This is a genomic window from Streptomyces sp. NPDC058758 (assembly GCF_042746075.1).
Taxonomy (GTDB): Bacteria; Actinomycetota; Actinomycetes; order Streptomycetales; family Streptomycetaceae; genus Streptomyces.
Genome location: NZ_JBHYPS010000008.1, coordinates 220,420 through 241,241, shown reverse-complemented (window position 1 = coordinate 241,241; position 20,822 = coordinate 220,420). Strand labels below are relative to the sequence as shown.

Genomic DNA, 20,822 nt, shown 5'->3' with positions numbered 1-20,822 from the left:
CCAGGGGTGGGTCGGCGGTGCGGTTGGCCCTCGTGCTGCCGCTGCTCGTGGCGGCGCTGGTGCCGCAGTCGTTCGCCGGCGGCGGGACCCGGCGGTGGTTCGGCGGGCGCGGCGAGGGCCAGCGGGCCGAGGCGCAGGCGGCGAAGGACGCGGCCGCCGCGGCCTTCTACGAGCTGGACACGGCGCAGCGCGGGCTGCGGATCACCATCGAGACCATCACCGCCGTCGACGGGTCGCCCGAGGCGCAGCGGGCCGTCGAGGGCTTCGCGGCGCTGGGGCGGCGGATCGACGAGGTCTCGCACGCGTACATCTCCGCCGTGGACGCGCACGACCTGGACCGGGAGGAGATCGACGCCGGGACCGCCCAGCGGGCGCGCGCGGAGCTGACCCGGGCCCGGGAGGAGCTGGAGCGGGTCAAGGACGAGCTGGACCGGTTCGAGAGCGGGCTCGCGCCGCTGCTCGGCCGGGCCGAGACGCAGCTGGCGCGGCTCGCGCCCGCCGTGGAGCGGGCGCGGCAGGCGCTGCGCGGGGCGAGCGACGCGCTCGACGCCGTACGGGGGCAGGGGCTGCGCGCCGACGACCTGGCCGCGCGGCTCGCGCGGCTGGGGCCCGAGCTGACCCGGCTGAACGAAGGGGCCGGCCGGCACGGGGTGGGCGAGACGCTCCAGCGGGCCGACCGGGTGCTGCGGGAGGCGGAGGCGGTACGGTCCGAGGCCGAGCGGCTGCCGGAGCGGGCCGCGGAGATCGACAAGCGGCTGGTGTCGCTGCGGACCCGGGCGGAGGCCCTGGCGACCCGGGCCGAGGCCGTCGAGCCGGTGCTGTCCGAGCTGCGCCGGCGGTACTCCGCCGCCTGCTGGCAGGACCTCCAGCACGTGCCGGAGCAGGCCGCCGGGGCCGTACGGCAGGCGGAGGAGCGGCTCGCGGAGGCCGCGGCGGCCCGGTCCGAGCAGCGGTGGCCGGACGTGACGGCCCTGCTGTCGACCGTGCGGGCGCTGCTGGACACGACCGGCGAGGCGGTGTCCGCCGCCGGGGACCGGCTGCGGCGGCTGGACGCGGCCGCCAAGGACCCGAAGGCGGAGACGGACCGGGCCAGGTTCGCGGTGCGGGACGCGCAGCGGCTCGCGATGGAGGGGCGCAGCCGGCCGGAGCCGCGTCACGCCCGTCCCCTCGACGAGGCGGTGGGACGGATCGAGCGTGCGGTGGACGGTCTCGAAGGGCGCCACCCCGACTACTGGCACTTCCTGATGGAGCTGGAGGCGGTACGGGCCACGGCCGCGGACGTCGTCGCCGCCATCCGGGAGGAGCGGGGGGCCGGCGCCCACTGAGCCGGCCCCGTGCCCTGCCCGGGCCCGACGTGGCCCGTGCCCTGTCCGTACCCGGGCCCGACCTGGCCCGTGCCCTGTCCGTACCCGGACCCGGCACGTGCCCCTGCTCTGCCCGTGCCCTGCCCGTACCCGGGCCCGGCACGTGCCCCTGCGCTGCCCGTGGCCGGGCCGGTGCCCTGCCCGGGGTCAGGCCGTACCTGTGTGGCCTGCTCATGGCCGTGCCCGGCCCGTACCCAGGCCGGCCCGTACGCGGGCCCGGCGTGGCCTGCCCCGTGCCCGCGTCCTGCCCCGTGTGCTCCGGCGGCCCCGCCTTCGCCCGGCCCGCCCGGCCCGAACGGCCGCCCCGCCTCCCGGGCCGCCCACCCCGCCCCCGGCGGCCGGCGGCCGGAACGCGATGCGACCGTTCGGGCACTGACTCCCGCGTGGCACGCCGCTAGCCTGGGTCCATGCCTCGTTACGAATACCGTTGCCGGACCTGTGGTGACACCTTCGAGCTGAGCCGGCCCATGGCCGAGTCCTCGGCGCCCGCCTCCTGCCCCGCGGGGCACGACGACACCGTGAAGCTGCTGTCGGCCGTGGCCGTCGGCGGGTCCGCGGCGGCGGCCGGCCCCGCTCGGGGCGGGGGCGGCTGCTGCGGCGGGGGCTGCTGCGGCTGAGGCCTCAGGAGAGGGCCGCCGCCCGGAAGCGGCGGAGGATCTCCTCGCCCGCCGCGACGCCCCGCTCGGCGAGGACGTCGAGGTGCGGGGCGGTCCAGGCGGTGTCGGCGAGTTCGCCGTGGCCCGGGCGCCAGGCCCGGTCCGCGGCGAGCAGCAGGTCGGCGTCGAGGAGCGAGTCGCCCGCCGCGAGGGTGAGCGCGGCTCCGGTGCGCCGGGCGACCTCGCGGACGGCGGCGCTCTTGGTGAGCGGCTTCGGCACCGCGTAGACCTTGCGGCCCTGGAGCGAGACCGTCCAGCCGCGGTCGCCGGCCCAGGCGCCGAAGCGGTCCAGCCAGTCCTCCGGGAGGCGCTCCCGCTCGACGACCAGGTAGGCGAAGAGGTCCTCGGCGACCCGGTGCTTGCGGACCCAGGACAGGTCGGTGGTCGCGGTGAGGTAGGCGCGGATCTCGGAGAGCGGGGCGCACTCGTCGGCGAGCCTGCGGACGACGGAGGCGTGCCAGTCGGCGTCCGTGACGCCGTCGACGAGGATGTGGCCGCCATTGGCGCAGATCGCGTACTTCGGTACGGCGCCCGGGAGTTGGATGCGCTGGTACTGCTTGCGGGTCCGGGTGGTGGTGGGCACGAAGACGGTCTCGGCGGTGAGCCGGGCGAGGAGTTCGGCGGCCTCCTCCGTCATGTACGAGAGCGGCTTGGACTCGTGGACCTCGACGCACAGCAGCCGGGGCGCCTGCGCGTCGGGCATGCCGAGGGCGAGGGCCGCGGTCGAGTAGATGAGGGTGCGGTCGAGGTCGCTGGCGACCAGGGTCGTGGCCGTGGGGGCGTTCACCGGGACACCACCGCCTTGCCGTCGGCGCCCGTCGCGCCCCTGGTGTACTGGGGGTGGATCAGGCCCACGCAGGTGTACGGGAGGTCGTCGACCTCCTCGACCGGGACGCCGCGCTGTTCGGCGAGGAGCCGGACGTGGGCGAGGTCGGCGCCGGCGCCGCGCTTCGCGAGGACCTTCCAGGGGACGCGCCGCAGGAGGACGCGGGTGGTCTCGCCGACGCCGGGCTTGACCAGGTTGACGTCGTGGATGCCGTACTCCTCGCTGATCCGCTCGACGGCCGCCCAGCCCTCCCAGGTGGGGGTGCGGTCGCCGGCGAGGAGGTCCTTGACGTCGGTGTCGACGGTGTCGGCGACCTCGTCGAAGCGGGCCTCGACGGCGTCGAGGAAGGCGACGGAGACGTCGGAACCCGCCAGCTCGCGGTAGAACTTGGCGCCGTGGAAGTCGTCCGGTCCGACCAGGTCGGAGCGGAGCACCGTGCGCGATATCAGGCCGGAGACGGTGGAGTTGAGGCAGGCGGAGGGGATGAGGAAGTCCTCGCGGGTGCCGTAGGTGCGCACGCAGGAGCCGGGGTCGGCGAGGACCGCGATCTCCGGGTCGAAGCCGGCGAACTCCTCGGACTCCCGCAGGGCGGCGGCGAGTTCGCGGGTGATGGCGCCCTTGCCGGTCCAGCCGTCGACGAAGACGACGTCGGCCGGGTCGTGGTGGGCGGCGAGCCAGCGCAGCGCGTTGGCGTCGATGCCGCGGCCGCGGACGATCGAGACGGCGTAGTGGGGCAGGTCGAGGCCGTGGCGGTGGCGGGCCCAGCGGCGCATGAGGACGCCGACGGGGGTGCCGGCGCGGGCGAGCGAGACGAGGACCGGGCGGCCGGACCTCTCGGTGAGGACGGTCTCGGTGACGGTGCCGACCGCGTGGGCGATGCGGGCGGCGGAGGCGTCGAGGGCGCTGTGGAAGAGCTCCTGGTAGCGGGCGCTCGGCTGGTATTCGACGGGCAGCGACTCGGCGTAGTGCGCGCCGCCGCTCTGGATGGCTTCCTCGCGTTCCTCGGTGGGCGCCTCCAGCTCGACGTCCGAGAGGTCCTGGAGCAGCCAGCCGACCTCCTCGGGGGCGTACGAGGAGAAGGCGGGGCCGCGGAGGGGCTCGGGCAGCATGGAGCTCCTTTCGGGAGCTTCGGGTGCGGCCATCGGTTCCGTGGCCGCCTGCGGGTGCGGCCGCGGTCGCGGTCGCGGTGTGTACGAGGGGACGACCGCCAGGACGACGCGCGGGACGTGCGCGGCGAGCCGGGCGAGCAGGCCGTCCGGGGCGTGCAGCTCGGGGGTGTCGGCGGCGGAGTCGACGACCGCCACGACGGCGTCGAAGCCGCCTCCGGCGACGTTGTAGGCGTAGCGCTCGCCGGGGCCGTCGGCGGGGTCGTCGTGGGCGGGGAAGACGAGCCGGGTGCGGATGGCGTAGCCGGGGTCGTCGACGGCGAGGACGGGCGAGCGGGTGGTGGTGGAGTACCGGACGTCGAGCCCGGCGTCCTCCAGGGCGCCGGCGAGCCGCAGCGGCGCGTACATCAGCTCCTCGAAGCCGAGGACGAGGACGCGGGGGCCGTCGGCGGGGCTCCGGTCCGGCGCCTGGGCGCCGGGCCCGGTGGGAGCCTCCGCGAGGGCCGACGCGAGGGCCCCACGGAGGGCCTCCGTCATCGCGGGCAGCGCCTCCTCCAGGCGGGCGCGGTGCGCGGGCGTGAAGCCGTGCCGGCCGCCGTCGGGAACCCCGTCGGGCCAGCCGAGGGCGACGCGCACGGGGCCGGACGGGGCGGCGGCGGGGTCGGCGGGGTCGGTGGAGGGCGCGCCGACGGGACCGGACGGGGCGGCGGGGCCGGTGGCGAGGGCGGCGGGGTCGGCGGGACCGGACGCGCCGGCGGGGGCGGGGGGCTGCGGGGGTTCGTGCCGGGCGACCAGCTCCTGGCCCTTCTCCAAGACGTCGTCGGGGAGGCCGACGGTGCCGGCGGCGAGGCTGAGCAGGTCGACGCGGGCGCCGATCTCGGCGGCGAAGGCGGTGAGCCGGTCGCGGTCGGCGGGGCCGCGCATGTCGACCAGGGCGACGACGACGTACCGGTCGCGGGGGTAGCGCTCGTGGAGGCCGCGGATGGTGTTGAGGACGGTGTTGCCGGTGGAGAACTCGTCGTCGACGAGGACCAGCGGCCCCTTGCCCGCGAGCAGCTCCGGGTCCTCGGGGAGCAGCAGGTGCGAGGTGGCGTGGGAGTGGGACTCCTCGAAGCCGCCCGCGGTGGCGACCCCGGGGACGGGGCGGCGGGTGGAGTGCAGGTAGGGGGCGGTGCCGAGGCCGTCGGCGACGGCGTGGCCGAGGGCGGTGGCGGTCTCCGCGTAGCCGAGGACGACGGCCCGCCCGGCCTCCTCGGCGCCCAGGAGCTCGCGGACGCGCAGGCCGAGGCCGAGGCCGGAGCCGTAGACGACCGAGGGGTGCTGCGGCACGTGCTTGCCGAGCACGCTGGAGACGAGCAGATGGGCCCGCTTGGGGTTGCGGCGCAGGGCGAGGCCCAAGAGGGCCGGCAGCTCCTCGTCGCCGATCAGCTCGACGCCGAGCCGCTCCGCGACCCACGTTCCGGTCCACACCACGTCGCCGTCGTCCTTTCGTCAGCCGGCGAGGCCGGCGGTGAGCAGTTCCACGAAACCGACGTCCTCGCGGGCGACGCCGAAGGCCTCGGCGCGCAGCAGGGTGCGCTCGGCCCAGGCCCGGTGCGGTTTCACTTCGTTCATCTTGTTCGTGTAGGCGGAGCGGAGCACTCCGCCGCCGTCCCGTTCGGGCCGGAGGATGTCCTGGGCGTCGCTCCACTCCTCGTGGCTGACCACGGACAGGGCGTGGACGGGCAGCACGTGGGTGGGGTGGATGCAGGTCTTGCCGAGGAGGCCGTTGGCGCGGTCGAGCTCGATCTCGCGGAGCAGGCCGTCCATGTCGTGCTCGATGAGGGCGGTGCGCAGGTCCTCGGCGCGGCCCTCCAGGAAGGGGCTGCGGCGCAGCTGGGGCTTGAACATGCGCTCGCCGGGGCGGAAGTACTCCCAGACGGGTCCGGTGATGGTGAAGCCGGTGCCGTCGGCGCGGCCGAGGACGTTGACGACGTCGGCGATGACGTGCGCGACGACCTTGACGTCGTAGGCGGTCATGTCGGGCGAGCGGCGGAGCCCGTAGGCGGAGCAGAAGTCGGTGACGCCGAGGCGGAGGGCGAGGACGCGGTCGCGGTACTTGTCGGTGATCGAGGCGATGCCGGCGAGGGTGTCGGCCCGGGTCTCCAGGTGGAGGAGTTCGGGGGACTCCAGGACGGGCATGGCGTAGAGGCGGCGGCCGGTGGCGCGCTCGGCCTCGACGAGGGCTTCGAGGAAGGCGCTGCCGCGGGCCTCGGTGAACTTGGGCAGTACGAATCCGGACAGCAGGCCGACGGTGTCGCCGAGGCGGGCGGCGAGGTCGGTGATCTGGCGCGGTTCGCGGACGCGGATGAAGAGCAGCGGCACGTCGGCGCCGCCCGCGTCCCGTCCGTCGGCGAGGTCGCGGAACTCCTGGACCAGGTTGGCCTCGCCGGCCTCGACGTCGGCGTCGCCGATCGAATCCTCCAGGCAGAGGACCATGGAGACGACGCCGCGGGCGGCCTGCTTGCGGACGGCGTCGGCGAGCCGGGGCCGGGTGGCGGGGCTGTAGAGCGTGGCGCCGAGGGCGACCGCGAGCGTGCGGGCGGGCGAGTCGGCGGTGAAGTCGGCCGGCTCGCGGTGGAACAGCCCGCTCCGTGCCGCGGACGGGATGTGCCCGAAATGACGCATGTAAGTCCCCCGTCTGCTTCCCTGGGCCTGAAGACATGTGGCCGGTAATAGTACGTAGGTGCGGGTGTCCGTAGTTCCCACCGCACATGAAATCCAGGTAACCCTCCCCCGTCCGCCCCCTCCCTCCCGTCCACTCCCTCCCTCCCGCCCTCCCCCTCTCCCCCGATTCCGTCAGGTGCCCGCCCCGGCTCCACCGGTCGCGTGCGGCCCGCGGGCGGCCCGGCGGGGGCGGGGAGCACGGCCGGCCGGACGAGCGGTGGGGGCCGCTCCGCTACCCGTGGCGCCCCCGCGTTGTCCCCCGGTCGGGCAGGAGGGCAGGATGGCCGTCATGACGCACGCGATGCTGAAGGGCTCCAACGTCCCTCTCGACACCGCGGCCGTACGGGCCGTGCTCCGCTGGACCCCGGGCCCCGGGGTCCCCGACGTGGACGCCTCGGCCCTGGTCCTGGGGCCCGACGGGCGCGTCCGCTCCGACGAGGACTTCGTCTTCTACAACCAGCCGCGCCACCCCTCCGGCCTGGTGCGGCGGCTGCCGAAGAAGCGGGTGGCCGAGGGGCTGACGGACACGGTCGAGGCCGACCTCGCCGCGCTCGACCCCGCCGTCGACCGGGTGGTGCTCGCCGCCTCCTCGGACGGCGGCACCTTCCGCGCGGTGACGGACCTGACGATCTTCCTGTACGACGCCACGGCCGCGCCCGAGCGGGAGCCGCTGGCGTCCTTCGCCGTGACGGCGGAGACCGGCGAGGAGACCGCGGTCATCTGCGGCGAGCTGTACCGCCGGGGCGACGGGTGGAAGTTCCGCGCGGTCGGGCAGGGCTATCCGACCGGCCTGGTGGGCCTGGCGACGGACTTCGGCATCTCGGTCGACGAGGAGCCGGAGGGTGCGGCCGGAGCCGCCGACGGGACCTCCGGAGCCGCCCCCGCCGATCCCGCGCCCGCCGGGACGGCGCTGGTCGACGCCTCCGCCGCCGGGGCCGGTACGGGCTCCGCCGCGCACCCGGACCTCGACGCGACCGTCGCCCACGCCCCCGTGCCGACGCCGCCGCCCGTGCCGCCGCGGCCCGACCGGGAGCCCGCCTACGGCTACCCGCAGGAGCCGGTGCCGGGCCCCGGACCCGCGTACGGCTATCCGCAGCCGGTGCACGCCGGGCACGGCCCCGAGCCGGTCCCGGAGTTCCGGATGCCTCCGATGGGGCCGCAGTTCCAGCACCGGTGACCGCCGGGCGGCCCCAGGTAAGCCGCTGGGGGCCGCCGTCACGTCTTGGACTTGTAGCCGCGGCCCCACTGGAGTCCCCAGCCGTAGAGGCGGTCCAGCTCGGCCTGGAAGCCGTAGACGAACCGGACCTCGCGCCGGACCAGCAGCTCGCCCTTGCTGTTGTCCACGGAGAAGACGGCGCAGGAGCGGGCCTGCGGGGCGCGCTCGTCGAGCTCGATCTCGATCCTGGGGCCGTTGCTCGGATAGAGCGTGATCTTGGCGTGGGTCCGGTCGAAGGCCGGGGTCTGGTCGTAGATGTACGCGAAGAAGAGCAGCCGCTTGATCTCGTCCTTGTGGTCGAGGTTGACGAAGATCGTCTCCCCCGAGGGGGCGCCGAACCGGTCGTCGCCGCTGAGCTTCACGTACGGGGCGGCGTTGAGGTCGCCGAAGAAGCCGCCGAGCGGCTGCACCACGCCCTTGCTGCCGTCCTTGAGCTCGTAGAGGCAGCCGAGGTCGAGGTCGACGTTGACCATGCCCTGGGTGTGGGCCTGGACGACCTCGGGCTTGAAGAACTGGGCGGGGTTGCGCAGCAGCCGGCCGCTCTGCCGGGAGCGGCCCTCGATGTCGGAGGTCCGCATCCGCCAGGAGAGGTTGACCCGCAGGTTGCCGGTGGCGCCGCCCTGCTTGGCGAGCGAGACCGAGGGGCGGCGCCTGGTCAGGTCGATGGTGTGGGACGCGCCCACCCCCGTGTCGAAGGACGTCGCTCGTCCCGGAATCAGGTTGTCCCAGAAGGCCATCGGGCCCCACCCCCCACAGATCGGTCGCCTTGCCCGCCCACACGCCCGCGGGGCGGCCGGACGCGCCGGCCGCCCCGCAGGGAAGCGTTCCTCATTGTCCCCGCCGTCACACCCCGTGGCGGGGCGCACACCGGGGAGCAGGGTGTCACACCCCGGAGCTCACCTCGGCCTTGTCGTCCGACGAGCCGGAGCCGCCCTCTTCCGCCGCGAGCGCCTTGTTGCGGCGGACGGAGGACCAGAAGGACCAGGCGATCAGGACGACGCCGATGAGGCCGGTGATGACCTCGTTGATCTCGTACTGGATGGTGACCAGGAGGAGGACGGCGAGGGCGCCGATGGCGTAGTGCGCGCCGTGCTCCAGGTAGACGTAGTCGTCCAGGGTGCCCTGCTTGACCAGGTAGACCGTGAGGGACCGGACGTACATGGCGCCGACGCCCAGGCCGAGGGCCATCAGGACGATGTCGTTGGTGATGGCGAAGGCGCCGATGACGCCGTCGAAGGAGAAGGAGGCGTCGAGGACCTCCAGGTAGAGGAACATGAAGAAGGCGGCCTTGCCGGCCAGCTGGACCGCGGAGACCTTCTTGCCGCTGCGCTTGGCCTCCTCCTCGACCTCGTGCTCGCGCTCCTCCTCCTCTTCGAGCTTGTTCTCGAAGAAGCCGGAGAGACCGCCGACGACGAGGTACGTGATGAGGCCGGCGATGCCGGAGATCAGGACGGTCTGCGCCTTGTCGACGTGGGCGCCGCCGTGCTGGTGGGCGTGGGTCGCGAAGGTCATCGAGGTGACGAGCAGGACGATCAGCGCGATGCAGACCGACAGCATGTCGACCTTGCCGAGCTTGGCGAGCGGGCGCTCGATCCAGCGCAGCCACTGGATGTCGCGGTCCTCGAAGATGAAGTCGAGGAAGATCATCAGCAGGAACATGCCACCGAAGGCGGCGATCGACGGGTGCGCGTCGGTGACCAGTTCCTGGTAGCGGTCGGCGTCGTTCAGCGCGAGGTCGACGGCCTCGATGGGGCCGATCTTGGCGCTGATCGCGACGATCACGACGGGGAAGACCAGCCGCATTCCGAAGACGGCGATCAGAATGCCGACGGTGAGGAAGATCTTCTGCCAGAAGGCATTCATCTTCTTCAGGATGCCGGCGTTGACCACCGCGTTGTCGAAGGAGAGCGAGATCTCGAGGATGCACAGGATCGCGACGATCCCGAACGCCTCCCACCCCCCGTAGAACACCGCGGCGACGAGGCCGAGGGCGGTGATCGCGAACGACCAGCCGAAGGTTTTCAGAAGCACTGCCTACCCCATTGTGTGATAACGCGGCTTTACGAAACGTTGACCCCGAAGTCTAGAGCGATGCCCCGCAGTCCGGACGCGTACCCCTGACCGACCGCGCGGAACTTCCATTCACCGTTGTAGCGGTAGAGCTCGCCGAAGATCATCGCCGTCTCCGTGGAGGCGTCCTCGGAGAGGTCGTAGCGGGCCAGTTCCTGCCCGTCCGCCTGGTTCACCACGCGGATGAAGGCATTGCTGACCTGGCCGAAGGTCTGGCCGCGGTTGTCCGCGTCGTGGATCGAGACCGGGAAGACGATCTTGTCGCACTGGGGCGGGACGCGGGTCAGGTCGATGACGAGCGACTCGTCGTCGCCGTCACCCTCTCCGGTGAGGTTGTCACCGGTGTGCTCGACCGAACCCTCGGGGCTGCGCAGCTGGTTGTAGAAGACGAAGTAGTCGTCACCGAGCACCCGGCCGGCCTGGCACATCAGGGCGCTGGCGTCGAGGTCGAAGGGGGCTCCGGTGGTGGACCGCGCGTCCCAGCCGAGGCCCACGAGGACCTTGGTGAGGTTGGGTGCGGCCTTGGAGAGGGAGACGTTGCCTCCCTTGGCGAGCGTGACGCCCATGGTGTTCGGTTCCTCCCCGGTGGATGCTGCTGCCATGAGGCACGTCCGGCGCCGCACGAGGAGTGCGGCGCCGGACGTCGGCGGGCGGGGTCCGGTCCCGGGCCGCGACGGCCCGGCCCGGACGGCCCTGTGGGTGTGCGGCTCAGACGTTGACGCCGAAGTCCTGCGCGATGCCGCGCAGGCCCGAGGCGTAACCCTGGCCGACCGCGCGGAACTTCCACTCCGCGCCGTGGCGGTACAGCTCGCCGAAGACCATGGCGGTCTCGGTCGAGGCGTCCTCGGAGAGGTCGTACCGCGCGATCTCGGCGCCGCCGGCCTGGTTCACGACGCGGATGAACGCGTTGCGCACCTGGCCGAAGGACTGCTGGCGGTTCTCGGCGTCGTAGATGGACACCGGGAAGACGATCTTGGCCACGTCGGCCGGGACGCCGGCCAGGTTGACCTTGACCTGCTCGTCGTCGCCCTCGCCCTCACCGGTGAGGTTGTCACCGGTGTGCTCGACGGAACCGTCGGCGCTCTTGAGGTTGTTGAAGAAGACGAAGTCCTGGTCGTTGCGCACCTTGCCGGCCTCGCTCACCAGGATGGCGCTGGCGTCGAGGTCGAAGTCCGTACCGGTGGTGGTGCGGACGTCCCAGCCCAGACCGACGGTCACGGCGGTGAGGCCAGGGGCCTCCTTGGTCAGCGAGACGTTGCCGCCCTTGCTGAGGCTGACTCCCACGAGTCCCTCCATCATTGGTTTCCAGGGGCAGCGCCCCCGGTCGTGCGTTGGCATCGGATCAACGTCTGGATCCTAGTGACGGGTTCCCCGTCGAAACAGGCGATTCGCCCGGGGAATCGGGGGTGTCGGCCGACACCGCCCGATTCCGGCTGCGGCCCGGAGGGCTCAGAGGGTTTCGAGGGCCTTCACGTACGCGTCGAGGTCGCGGGCGTCCGGCAGGGCGTTGACGACCGTCCAGCGGACGACGCCCTCCTTGTCGATGATGAAGGTGCCGCGGACGGCGCAGCCCTTCTCCTCGTCGAAGACGCCGTAGGCGCGGGAGGCGTCGCCGTGCTTCCAGAAGTCGGAGAGCAGCGGGTACTCCAGGCCCTCCTGCTCGGCGAAGACGCGCAGGGTGTGGATGGAGTCGTTGGAGACCGCGAGCAGCTGCGTGTCGTCGTTGACGAACTTCGGCAGGTTGTCGCGGAGCTCGCACAGCTCGCCGGTGCACACGCCGGTGAAGGCGAAGGGGTAGAAGAGCAGCACCACGTTCTTCTCGCCGCGGAAGTCGGAGAGCCGCACGGTGCGCCCGTGGTTGTCCTTGAGCTCGAAATCGGGGGCCTTGGTGCCGACCTCGATCGCCATCGCGTACGCATCCCTTCGACGGGGCCCGGCCTCTGGGCCGAACCGGTGAACCCCACCCTACGGCCTGGGCCGCGGGGGCCCCGCCGAAGCCCCTCGGGGCGCCTCCGGGACGCCCCGGGGGCGCGCGAAGCCCCCGCCGTGGCGACGGCGGGGGCTTCGCGCAGCAGGGGATCAGCGCTTGGGGGCGGCCAGGCGGGTGCCCGTCCAGTCCTTGGCGACGCTGATGCTCTTGGTCTGGGAGAGACCAGCGGTCTGCGCGGCATCGTTGATGTCGCTCGGCTCGATGTAGCCGTCGCGTCCGGTCTTGGGCGTCAGCAACCAGATGTTGCCTCCGTCCTCCAGCAGACCGATGCTGTCCACCAGGGCGTCGGTGAGATCACCGTCCTCGTCACGGAACCAGAGGACGACGGCGTCGGCGACGTCGTCGTAGTCCTCGTCCACGAGCTCCTGGCCGATGGTGGACTCGATGCCTTCGCGGAGATCCTGGTCGACGTCGTCGTCGTAGCCGATCTCCTGGACCACCTGTCCGGGCTCGAACCCCAGCCTCGCCGCCGGGTTGGTCCGCTCCTCCGCGTGGTCCGCGGTCGCGCTCACGGCTTGCCTCCTGATCATGTATCGGAAAATGCTCGGGCCGCGCATGCGCGCGGCGCTGGCCGTAGTCCACACGTGACGGGGCGGATCGCGCAAGTACCCGGCCGTGGAGACCGCCGAAACGGTGACGTTTGGGGCCGTCTCACCGCAACTTCCGGCGTCCTTCGACAGCTCTCCGTGACCAAGGGTGCACGATTCGTCCCGCTTGGCGGGCTTCTACGGTTTCAGTCTGCCGAACGCATTGCCGGAACGCATGCGCGGATTGGGCGTAAGGTTGCGATTTGACCGCACCTCTCGCGCGGGGAGGCGCGGGGAGGAGTACCTCTCGGTAAAGATGACGTGTGCCGCCAGCCGGGTACACGATGGACGTCCCCGGCCTCGGACATCCCGGCCTCCACGGGGCTCCCCTCCCTCCTGGGGCTCCCCCCGACCAGCGAAGGAACAGCGTGGCTCCCGGATCCGATCGCAACCCGATCATCATTGGCGGCCTTCCCAGCCAGGTCCCGGACTTCGACCCGGAAGAGACCCAGGAGTGGCTCGACTCCCTCGACGCGGCCGTCGACGAGCGGGGCCGCGAGCGGGCCCGCTACCTGATGCTCCGGCTGATCGAGCGCGCCCGCGAGAAGCGGGTGGCCGTGCCCGAGATGCGCAGCACGGACTACGTCAACACCATCGCCACCAAGGACGAGCCCTTCTTCCCCGGCAACGAGGAGATCGAGCGCAAGGTCCTCAACGCCACCCGGTGGAACGCGGCCGTGATGGTGTCGCGCGCCCAGCGCCCGGGCATCGGCGTCGGCGGCCACATCGCCACCTTCGCCTCCTCGGCCTCCCTCTACGACGTGGGCTTCAACCACTTCTTCCGGGGCAAGGACGAGGGCGACGGCGGCGACCAGATCTTCTTCCAGGGCCACGCCTCCCCCGGCATCTACGCCCGCGCCTTCCTGCTGGACCGGCTGAGCGCCACCCAGCTGGACGGCTTCCGCCAGGAGAAGTCGAAGTACCCGAACGGCCTGTCGTCCTACCCGCACCCGCGGCTGATGCCGGACTTCTGGGAGTTCCCGACGGTCTCGATGGGCCTCGGCCCGCTCGGCGCGATCTACCAGGCCCGGATGAACCGGTACATGGAGGCGCGCGGGATCGCCGACACCTCCAAGTCGCACGTGTGGGCCTTCCTCGGCGACGGCGAGATGGACGAGGTCGAGTCGCTCGGCCAGCTCTCCATCGCGGCCCGCGAGGGCCTCGACAACCTGACCTTCGTCGTCAACTGCAACCTCCAGCGGCTCGACGGCCCGGTCCGCGGCAACGGCAAGATCATCCAGGAGCTGGAGTCGATCTTCCGGGGCAACGGCTGGAACGTCATCAAGCTGATCTGGGACCGCTCCTGGGACCCGCTGCTCGCACAGGACCGCGACGGCATCCTGGTCAACCGGCTGAACACCACGCCGGACGGACAGTTCCAGACGTACGCCACGGAGACCGGCGCGTACATCCGCGACCACTTCTTCGGCGACGACCACCGGCTGCGGGCGATGGTCGAGTCGATGTCGGACCAGCAGATCCTCCACCTGGGCCGCGGCGGCCACGACCACAAGAAGATCTACGCGGCCTACGCGGCGGCCAAGGCCCACAAGGGCCAGCCGACGGTGATCCTGGCCCAGACGGTCAAGGGCTGGACCCTCGGCCCCAACTTCGAGGGCCGCAACGCCACCCACCAGATGAAGAAGCTGACGGTCGACGACCTCAAGCGCTTCCGCGACCGGCTGCACATCCCGGTGACCGACAAGGAGCTGGAGTCCGGCCTGCCGCCGTACTACCACCCCGGGCGGGACTCCGAGGAGATCCAGTACATGCACGACCGCCGCAGCGCGCTCGGCGGCTACGTGCCGACCCGGGTCGTGCGGTCCCGGCCGCTGGCCCTGCCGGACGACAAGACCTACGCGGCGGTCCGCAAGGGCTCGGGCCAGCAGTCGATCGCCACCACGATGGCCTTCGTCCGGCTGCTGAAGGACCTGATGCGGGACAAGGAGATCGGCAAGCGCTTCGTGCTGATCGCGCCGGACGAGTACCGCACCTTCGGCATGGACTCCTTCTTCCCGAGCGCCAAGATCTACAACCCGCTGGGGCAGCAGTACGAGGCGGTGGACCGTGAACTCCTCCTCGCCTACAAGGAGTCCCCGAGCGGCCAGATGCTGCACGACGGCATCTCCGAGGCGGGCTGCACCGCCTCGCTGATCGCCGCCGGCTCGGCCTACGCCACCCACGGCGAGCCGCTGATCCCGGTCTACGTCTTCTACTCGATGTTCGGCTTCCAGCGGACCGGCGACCAGTTCTGGCAGATGGCCGACCAGCTCGCGCGCGGCTTCGTCCTGGGCGCCACCGCCGGCCGCACCACGCTGACCGGCGAGGGCCTCCAGCACGCCGACGGCCACTCGCACCTCCTCGCTTCGACGAACCCGGCGTGCATCGCCTACGACCCGGCGTTCGGCTTCGAGATCGCGCACATCGTCAAGGACGGTCTGCGCCGGATGTACGGCCCCCGGGCGGAGGACGTCTTCTACTACCTGACGGTCTACAACGAGCCGATCCAGCACCCGGCCGAGCCGGAGGACGTGGACGTGGAGGGCATCCTCCAGGGCATCCACCTCTTCAAGCGCGCCGGGGCCGGTGCGATCCCGGCGCAGATCATGGCCTCCGGCGTCGCCGTCCCGTGGGCGGTCGAGGCGCAGCGGATCCTCGCCGAGGAGTGGAACGTCAAGGCCGACGTCTGGTCCGCGACCTCCTGGAACGAGCTGCGCCGCGAGGCGGTGGCGGTCGAGGAGCACAACCTGCTCCACCCGGACGAGGAGCAGCGCGTCCCGTACGTCACCCGCAAGCTCCAGGCCGCCGAGGGGCCCTTCGTGGCCGTCTCGGACTGGATGCGCTCGGTGCCGGACCAGATCGCCCGCTGGATCCCCGGCTCGTACACCTCCCTCGGTGCGGACGGTTTCGGTTTCGCGGACACCCGCGGGGCGGCCCGCCGGTACTTCCACATCGACGCCCAGTCGGTCGTGCTGGCGGTGCTGACCGAGCTGGCCCGCGACGGCAAGGTGGACCGCGCGGTCCTGAAGCAGGCGGTGGACCGCTACCAGCTGCTGGACGTGGCGGCCGCCGACCCGGGTCCGGCGGGCGGCGACGCCTGACGCGCCCCCGAGGGCCGTGACGCCCGCGCGTGCGTCACGGCCGGACGGGCGTAGCGCCTGGTGAGGGGCGGTGGGACCGGTGGTCCCGCCGCCCTTCGGCATTCCTTACGATGCCCCGCATGTCCGTGAAGAAGGAGCGCCCTCCGAAGGTCCGCTGGGAAGAGCGCACCCAGACCCCGCTGCTGGTGCTCGCGGTGGCCTTCGGCATCGCGTACGCCGTGCCGATCGTCGCGCCCGGCGCCGAGCCCTGGGTGCACCGCCTGTGCTCCTGGGTCGAGTGGGGCGTGTGGGGGGCCTTCGCGGTGGACTACGCGGTCCGGCTCGGGCTCGCCCCGTCCCGCTGGGCCTTCGTCCGCTCCCACCCCCTCGACCTCCTCGCGGTCCTGCTGCCGCTGGTGCAGCCGCTGCGGCTGCTGCGGGTGGTCTCCACCCTCCTCCTGGTGGGCCGGCGGGCCCGGATGGCGCCGCAGATAACGCTCACCACCTATGTGGCGGGCGCGGTGGTCGGGCTGATGATGTTCGGCTCGCTGGCGGTGCTGCACGTCGAGCGGGACGCGCCGAACGGCAACATCAGGACCCTGGGCGACGCCGTGTGGTGGTCCTTCACCACGATGACGACGGTCGGCTACGGCGACCACGCGCCGACGACCGGGCTGGGGCGGGTGCTCGCGGTGGGGCTGATGCTGTCGGGCATCGCCCTGCTGGGTGTGGTCACCGCCAACATCGCGGCCTGGTTCATCTCCCGCTTCGAGCGGGACGACGCGCAGGAGCGCCGCCAGACGGAGCTCCTGGAGACCCTGACCCGGGAGGTCCGCGAGCTCCGCGCCGAGGTCGCCCGGCTCTCGGCCCCGGTGCCGCCGCAGACCGCGCCGGGAGGCGGCCCCGGGGGCGTACCGGAGGAGGCACCGGGGGCCCCGGCCGGCACCGGGGCGGGGCCGGCGGCTAGCGCTCCCAGAGCTTGAAGGCTCTGATCTCGTAGGGCGCCTGCGGGATCCAGGTGCCCCGGCCCGGGTAGGTCTCGAATTCGCCCGTCTCCGCGCACTCCGCCGACTGGTACGTGGTGACCGGCTGGCCGGTGCGCACGGCGAGGGACTGGGCCGAGCCGCCGGCCGGGAGGGCGACGCAGCTGTCGAGGTCCGTCGTCGCCAGTTCGTACGTCCACGCCCTGCCCTTGAAGTCGGGCTTCGGCCAGAGGCAGAGCCTCCCGGGCCCGCAGGCGCCCAGCGCGGTCCCCGCGGCCGGTGCGGCGGCCGGGGCCTGGGCGGTCCCCGCGGCCGGTGCGGCCGGTGCGGCCGTCGCCGGGAGGGCGGCCAAGAGCAGTGCGGCCATCCCCGTGAGGACGGCCGTCGTATTCGCGTTCATGCAGATCATCCCCCGCTTCGTCACTCTCTGTAATCACGAGCATGGACGACGTGACCCGCCGAACGGAAGAGGGGCCGCCCCCGTTCCTTCGAACGGGTGACGGCCCCCAGGGGACCTCGGGGTCAGATGTGCCCGCCGCCCATGCCCGCCTGCGCGTTCTCGCCGCGCTTGGTGAGGGTGGCGACCAGCGCCGCGACCACGGCGACGACACCGGCGACGGTGAAGGCCAGGCCCATGCCCTGCAGGAAGGTGTCGTGGATGACGTCGGAGATCTTGGCGAAGAGGTCCGGGGTCATGCCCGGCGCCTGCGCCATCTCCTGCGGGGCCATGCCGAACTCGGCGGCCTCCTCCAGGCGCGGGTCGGCCGGGACGGGGATGCCGGCCTCCTTCCAGTTGCCCTCGAAGGCGCCGGCGACCTTGGACGACATGACCGCGCCGAGCACCGCGGTGCCGAGCGCTCCGCCGACCTGCATGGCGGCCTGCTGGAGACCGCCGGCGACGCCGGACAGCTCCAGCGGCGCGTTGCCGACGATGACCTCGGTGGCGCCGACCATGACCGGGGCGAGGCCCAGGCCGAGGAGGGCGAACCAGAGGGACATCGTCAGCGTGCTCGTGCCGGCCGAGAGCGAGATCATGCCGAACATCGCGGCGGCCGTGCAGACCATGCCGCCGACCAGCGGCACCCGCGGACCGAACTTGGTGATGAGCGCGCCGGCCAGCGGCGAGGAGACGATCATCATCGCGGTCAGCGGGAGCAGCCGCAGACCGGCGTCGATCGGACCGAGCCCCTTCACGCCCTGGAGGTAGAAGGTCACGAAGAAGAGGCCGCCCATGAAGGCGAAGGCCATCAGGACCATCAGGACCACGCCGGCCGAGAGCGGCACGGAGCGGAACATGCCGAGCGGGATGAGCGGCTCCGCGACCTTCGTCTCCCAGACGGCGAAGACGGCGAAGAGCACGATCGAACCGAGCAGGCAGCCCCAGGTGTTGGCGCTGGTCCAGCCCCAGTCCGCGCCCGCCTTGATGAGGCTCCAGACGAGCAGGCCCATCGCGCCGGAGAGCAGCGCGATGCCGAGGACGTCGAAGGAGCGCGGCGCGTTCTCGGCGCGGTGGTCCTTCAGGATGATCAGGCCGAGCGCGAGGGCGACGACGCCGACGGGCACGTTGATGAAGAAGACGGACTGCCAGCTGACGTGCTCGACGAGGAAGCCGCCGAGGATCGGGCCGCCCGCGGTGGAGGCGCCGATGACCATGCCCCAGATGCCGATGGCCATGTTCAGCTTCTCGGCGGGGAAGGTGGCGCGCAGCAGGCCGAGCGCGGCGGGCATCAGCAGGGCGCCGAAGAGGCCCTGGAGCACCCGGAAGCCGATCACGAAGGCGATCGAGTCGGAGAGGCCGATCGCGCCGGAGGCGGCGGCGAAGCCGGCGATGCCGATGAGGAAGGTCTGGCGGTGGCCGAAGCGGTCGCCGAGCTTGCCGGCGGTGATCAGCGCGACGGCGAGCGCGAGCAGGTAGCCGTTGGTGATCCACTGGAGCTGGTCCAGGGTGGCGCCGAGGTCCGCCTGGATGGCCGGGTTGGCGATCGCGACGATGGTGCCGTCGAGCGCGACCATCATCACGCCCGCCGCGACGGCGAAGAGAGTCAGCCAGGGGTGGCCGCGCAGGCCCTTCGCCGGGGCCGGACCTGGCTCCCGGACGCCCCCCTGGCCCTGCGGGGCCTTTTCCACGGTGGTCTGACTAGTCATGGGAACGAGGCTAGTGACAGCCACTGACAATTGACAAAGTGATTCACGCGTCGGTAACTGTCACGTAGCTCACAGGTACGCTGAGCAGGAAGAAGCTCCCGTAATCGGCCGAAAAGAGAGTCCTTTGACCGTGTCCGCGCCCGGACCGTCCGCCCCCGGACCGTCCGCGCCCGGCCTGCGCGAGCGGAAGAAGCAGCGCACCCGCGACGCGCTCGTCCGGGTGGCCCTGGAGCTCTTCACCACCCAGGGGTACGAGCGGACCACCGTCGACGAGATCGTCGAGGCCGTGGAGGTCTCCCAGCGCACCTTCTTCCGCTACTTCGCCTCCAAGGAGGAGGTCGCCTTCGCCGTCCAGCGGATGGTGGAGGAGGAGTTCGTCCGCGCCCTGACCGTCCGCCCGCCCGGGGAGGGCCCCTTCGACGCGATGCGCAACGCCGTGCTCGCCGCGTGGGACGGCGTGGGCGACGCGATCGACGAGGTCGTCCCGGTCGACCTCTATCTGCGGACCTTCTTCATGATCGAGTCGACGCCGGCGCTGCTCGCCGCGCACCTGCGCCGGTCCAGCGAGATGGAGGAGACCATCGCCCGGGTCGTCGCCCGCCGCGAGGGGCTCGACGTGGACGCCGACCCGCGGCCCCGGATCGCCGTGGCCGCCTTCAGCGGCGTGATGCGGGTCACCGGACAGATGTGGGGCAAGGGGCCCGATCGCACCCTGGAGGGGATCCGGGCCCTCACCGAGTGGTACCTGGACCACCTCGGCCCGGCCCTCTCGCTGCACTGGCGGGAGGCCCCGCCGCCCCGCTGAGGCGGCCGGAGCGGGCCCCTCCGGAGACCGCGGGGCCGGGCGCGTCATCTCGGCCGTCTAGGGTGTGCGCCCGTGACCTCCGCCGACGTCCCGCCGTCCCTCGCCGTCCTGCGCACCCTCCTCGCGCTGGGCGTCGTCCTCGTGATGCTGGCCACCACCGGGTGGACCACGATCCGGCACCGGCCGGTGCCGGGCCCCTCCATGGAGGCCGCGCTGGCCGACTGGGCGCGGGAGCGGATCGGCGACGCCCCGCCGCCGGATCCGGTCACCGCCCCGCCCCGCACGGTCGCGGCCTGGTTCGCCGCGCTCGGCCCGGCCCGCGCCGAAGGCCTCGCGGTGCGCCACCCCTTCGTCGTCGGCAATCTCGACGGGGCCCCGCCGGCCCTGCGCTACCGCGCCAACCGGATCGGCCTCACCCGCGCGCTGGCGGCCGAGCGGCCCCGGCTCGACGACCCCCGGCTCTCCGCCGAGGGCCGGCGCGAGGCCCGCCGCCGGGTGGACCGCTTCGTGTCCCTGCTGGACCCCGACCGCCGGATCCTCGCCTTCGACCCCACCGGCACCGGGCGGGCGGCCGAGGTGCTGGGCGACCTGGAGCGGGCCCGGCGGGTGTCGGTCGTCGTGCCCGGCGTCGACACCCACCTCCTCACCTTCCAGAAGACCCACGGGCGGTACACCGCCCCCGTCGGCATGGCGCGCGCCCTGTACGAGGCCGAGCGGCGCGCCGCGCCCGGCGCCCGGGTCGCGGTCATCGCCTGGGCCGGCTACACCGCGCCCGCCCGGGTGGGCGTGGACGCGGCGACCGGACGGCTCGCCGCGAACGGCGCCGACCGCCTCGTCCGGCTGACCGAGGGCCTGCCGGGGAAGTCCCGGGTCGCGCTCTTCTGCCACAGCTACGGCTCCGTGCTCTGCGGGATCGCCGCGCCCCGGCTGCCGGAGCGGGTGACCGACCTGACGGTGGCCGGCAGCCCCGGGATGCGGGTGGAGACGGCCGCCGAGCTGGGCACCCGGGCCCGGATATGGGCGATGCGGGACGCCGGGGACTGGATCGCGGACGTCCCCCACCTGGAGCTCGGCGGGGTCGGGCACGGGGCGGACCCGGTGGCGCCGGAGTTCGGCGCGCGGCTGGTCTCGGCGGCCGGGGCGGCCGGGCACAGCGGCTATTTCGAGCCGGGCACGGAGAGCCTCGGCAATTTCGCGGCGATAGGCGCCGGGGCCTTCGGGCGGGTCGTCTGCGCACGTGCCGACAGCGCGTGCCACGGGGGAATCTCCGGCGGCACCGGTCTCTGAC

18 protein-coding genes are annotated in these 20,822 nt (G+C 72.8%); 7 read left to right on the top strand and 11 right to left on the bottom strand.

The annotated features are described in order from the left end of the window. The first annotated feature begins 17 nt into the window (after positions 1–17). Together ACFW6A_RS13645 and ACFW6A_RS13640 are read left to right on the top strand one after the other, a co-directional pair. Positions 18–1,325 (top strand): hypothetical protein, encoded by a 1,308-nt coding sequence (locus tag ACFW6A_RS13645; protein ID WP_386640536.1) that lies wholly within the window; start codon positions 18–20, stop codon positions 1,323–1,325. Between the two features lie 446 nt (positions 1,326–1,771). Beyond that, positions 1,772–1,981, top strand: coding sequence for a zinc ribbon domain-containing protein (locus tag ACFW6A_RS13640; RefSeq protein ID WP_351853200.1), 210 nt, complete (start codon positions 1,772–1,774; stop codon positions 1,979–1,981). A 4-nt stretch (positions 1,982–1,985) separates the two neighbouring features. Here ACFW6A_RS13640 and ACFW6A_RS13635 read toward each other — a convergent pair whose 3' ends face one another. The 3 genes from ACFW6A_RS13635 to ACFW6A_RS13625 are packed head-to-tail and all read right to left on the bottom strand — an operon-like array spanning position 1,986 to position 6,619. Then, positions 1,986–2,807: an HAD family hydrolase gene (locus tag ACFW6A_RS13635; RefSeq protein WP_386485019.1), complete on the bottom strand. Its 822-nt coding sequence runs from the start codon at positions 2,805–2,807 to the stop codon at positions 1,986–1,988. Beyond that, positions 2,804–5,425 (bottom strand): phosphoribosyltransferase, encoded by a 2,622-nt coding sequence (locus tag ACFW6A_RS13630; protein WP_386640532.1) that lies wholly within the window; start codon positions 5,423–5,425, stop codon positions 2,804–2,806. The genes ACFW6A_RS13635 and ACFW6A_RS13630 overlap by 4 nt, the downstream gene beginning before the upstream one ends. Before the next feature lie 18 nt (positions 5,426–5,443). Continuing rightward, positions 5,444–6,619, bottom strand: a complete 1,176-nt coding sequence (locus ACFW6A_RS13625; RefSeq protein ID WP_351853206.1) for an HpcH/HpaI aldolase/citrate lyase family protein — start codon at positions 6,617–6,619, stop codon at positions 5,444–5,446. Between the two features lie 319 nt (positions 6,620–6,938). Here ACFW6A_RS13625 and ACFW6A_RS13620 point away from each other — a divergent pair, with 319 nt between their 5' ends. Then, complete coding sequence (locus tag ACFW6A_RS13620) at positions 6,939–7,835, top strand: TerD family protein (RefSeq protein ID WP_386640529.1); 897 nt, start codon at positions 6,939–6,941, stop codon at positions 7,833–7,835. Between the two features lie 38 nt (positions 7,836–7,873). Here ACFW6A_RS13620 and ACFW6A_RS13615 read toward each other — a convergent pair whose 3' ends face one another. The 6 genes from ACFW6A_RS13615 to ACFW6A_RS13590 form a co-directional block, all read right to left on the bottom strand. Beyond that, the gene (locus ACFW6A_RS13615) at positions 7,874–8,611 is read right to left on the bottom strand and encodes a Tellurium resistance (RefSeq protein WP_351853210.1); all 738 of its coding nucleotides are present in this window, start codon (positions 8,609–8,611) and stop codon (positions 7,874–7,876) included. Positions 8,612–8,756: 145 nt separating this feature from the next. Further along, positions 8,757–9,905 (bottom strand): DUF475 domain-containing protein, encoded by a 1,149-nt coding sequence (locus tag ACFW6A_RS13610; RefSeq protein ID WP_386640526.1) that lies wholly within the window; start codon positions 9,903–9,905, stop codon positions 8,757–8,759. Positions 9,906–9,934: 29 nt separating this feature from the next. Next, positions 9,935–10,510: a TerD family protein gene (locus tag ACFW6A_RS13605; RefSeq protein ID WP_043226324.1), complete on the bottom strand. Its 576-nt coding sequence runs from the start codon at positions 10,508–10,510 to the stop codon at positions 9,935–9,937. Positions 10,511–10,652: 142 nt separating this feature from the next. Continuing rightward, positions 10,653–11,228, bottom strand: coding sequence for a TerD family protein (locus ACFW6A_RS13600; protein ID WP_030495317.1), 576 nt, complete (start codon positions 11,226–11,228; stop codon positions 10,653–10,655). Positions 11,229–11,393: 165 nt separating this feature from the next. Next, positions 11,394–11,852, bottom strand: a complete 459-nt coding sequence (locus tag ACFW6A_RS13595; protein ID WP_030756479.1) for a peroxiredoxin — start codon at positions 11,850–11,852, stop codon at positions 11,394–11,396. A gap of 171 nt (positions 11,853–12,023) precedes the next feature. Further along, positions 12,024–12,446: a DUF3052 domain-containing protein gene (locus ACFW6A_RS13590; protein WP_043226321.1), complete on the bottom strand. Its 423-nt coding sequence runs from the start codon at positions 12,444–12,446 to the stop codon at positions 12,024–12,026. Positions 12,447–12,889: 443 nt separating this feature from the next. On the opposite strand from ACFW6A_RS13590, the gene aceE reads away from it, so the two are divergent. Both aceE and ACFW6A_RS13580 read left to right on the top strand, forming a co-directional pair. Then, positions 12,890–15,622 (top strand): pyruvate dehydrogenase (acetyl-transferring), homodimeric type, encoded by a 2,733-nt coding sequence (aceE, locus tag ACFW6A_RS13585; RefSeq protein ID WP_351848920.1) that lies wholly within the window; start codon positions 12,890–12,892, stop codon positions 15,620–15,622. A 119-nt stretch (positions 15,623–15,741) separates the two neighbouring features. Next, a complete protein-coding gene (locus ACFW6A_RS13580; RefSeq protein ID WP_386481267.1) occupies positions 15,742–16,584 on the top strand; it encodes a potassium channel family protein in 843 nt (280 codons plus the stop codon). Here ACFW6A_RS13580 and ACFW6A_RS13575 read toward each other — a convergent pair. Together ACFW6A_RS13575 and ACFW6A_RS13570 are read right to left on the bottom strand one after the other, a co-directional pair. After that, positions 16,565–16,984, bottom strand: a complete 420-nt coding sequence (locus ACFW6A_RS13575) for a peptidase inhibitor family I36 protein (protein WP_386640521.1) — start codon at positions 16,982–16,984, stop codon at positions 16,565–16,567. The two genes, ACFW6A_RS13580 and ACFW6A_RS13575, sit on opposite strands and share 20 nt — an antisense overlap. A gap of 122 nt (positions 16,985–17,106) precedes the next feature. Then, positions 17,107–18,600: an MFS transporter gene (locus ACFW6A_RS13570; protein WP_386481278.1), complete on the bottom strand. Its 1,494-nt coding sequence runs from the start codon at positions 18,598–18,600 to the stop codon at positions 17,107–17,109. Between the two features lie 253 nt (positions 18,601–18,853). Here ACFW6A_RS13570 and ACFW6A_RS13565 point away from each other — a divergent pair, with 253 nt between their 5' ends. Further along, positions 18,854–19,534, top strand: coding sequence for a TetR/AcrR family transcriptional regulator (locus ACFW6A_RS13565; protein WP_386640518.1), 681 nt, complete (start codon positions 18,854–18,856; stop codon positions 19,532–19,534). 72 nt (positions 19,535–19,606) lie between these two features. Next, entirely contained in the window at positions 19,607–20,821 is a 1,215-nt protein-coding gene (locus ACFW6A_RS13560; RefSeq protein ID WP_351848935.1) for an alpha/beta hydrolase, read from the top strand. Position 20,822: the final 1 nt, after the last annotated feature.

Bases quoted from the DNA above. Each gene is read 5' to 3' on its own strand.
- ACFW6A_RS13615 (WP_351853210.1), bottom strand. From the start codon at position 8,611: ATGGCCTTCTGGGACAACCTGATTCCGGGACGAGCGACGTCCTTCGAC.
- ACFW6A_RS13595 (WP_030756479.1), bottom strand. From the start codon at position 11,852: ATGGCGATCGAGGTCGGCACCAAGGCCCCCGATTTCGAGCTCAAGGAC.
- ACFW6A_RS13575 (WP_386640521.1), bottom strand. From the start codon at position 16,984: ATGAACGCGAATACGACGGCCGTCCTCACGGGGATGGCCGCACTGCTC.
- ACFW6A_RS13625 (WP_351853206.1), bottom strand. From the start codon at position 6,619: ATGCGTCATTTCGGGCACATCCCGTCCGCGGCACGGAGCGGGCTGTTC.
- ACFW6A_RS13580 (WP_386481267.1), top strand. From the start codon at position 15,742: ATGTCCGTGAAGAAGGAGCGCCCTCCGAAGGTCCGCTGGGAAGAGCGC.
- ACFW6A_RS13640 (WP_351853200.1), top strand. From the start codon at position 1,772: ATGCCTCGTTACGAATACCGTTGCCGGACCTGTGGTGACACCTTCGAG.
- ACFW6A_RS13570 (WP_386481278.1), bottom strand. From the start codon at position 18,600: ATGATGGTCGCGCTCGACGGCACCATCGTCGCGATCGCCAACCCGGCC.
- ACFW6A_RS13620 (WP_386640529.1), top strand. From the start codon at position 6,939: ATGGCCGTCATGACGCACGCGATGCTGAAGGGCTCCAACGTCCCTCTC.
- ACFW6A_RS13605 (WP_043226324.1), bottom strand. From the start codon at position 10,510: ATGGGCGTCACGCTCGCCAAGGGAGGCAACGTCTCCCTCTCCAAGGCC.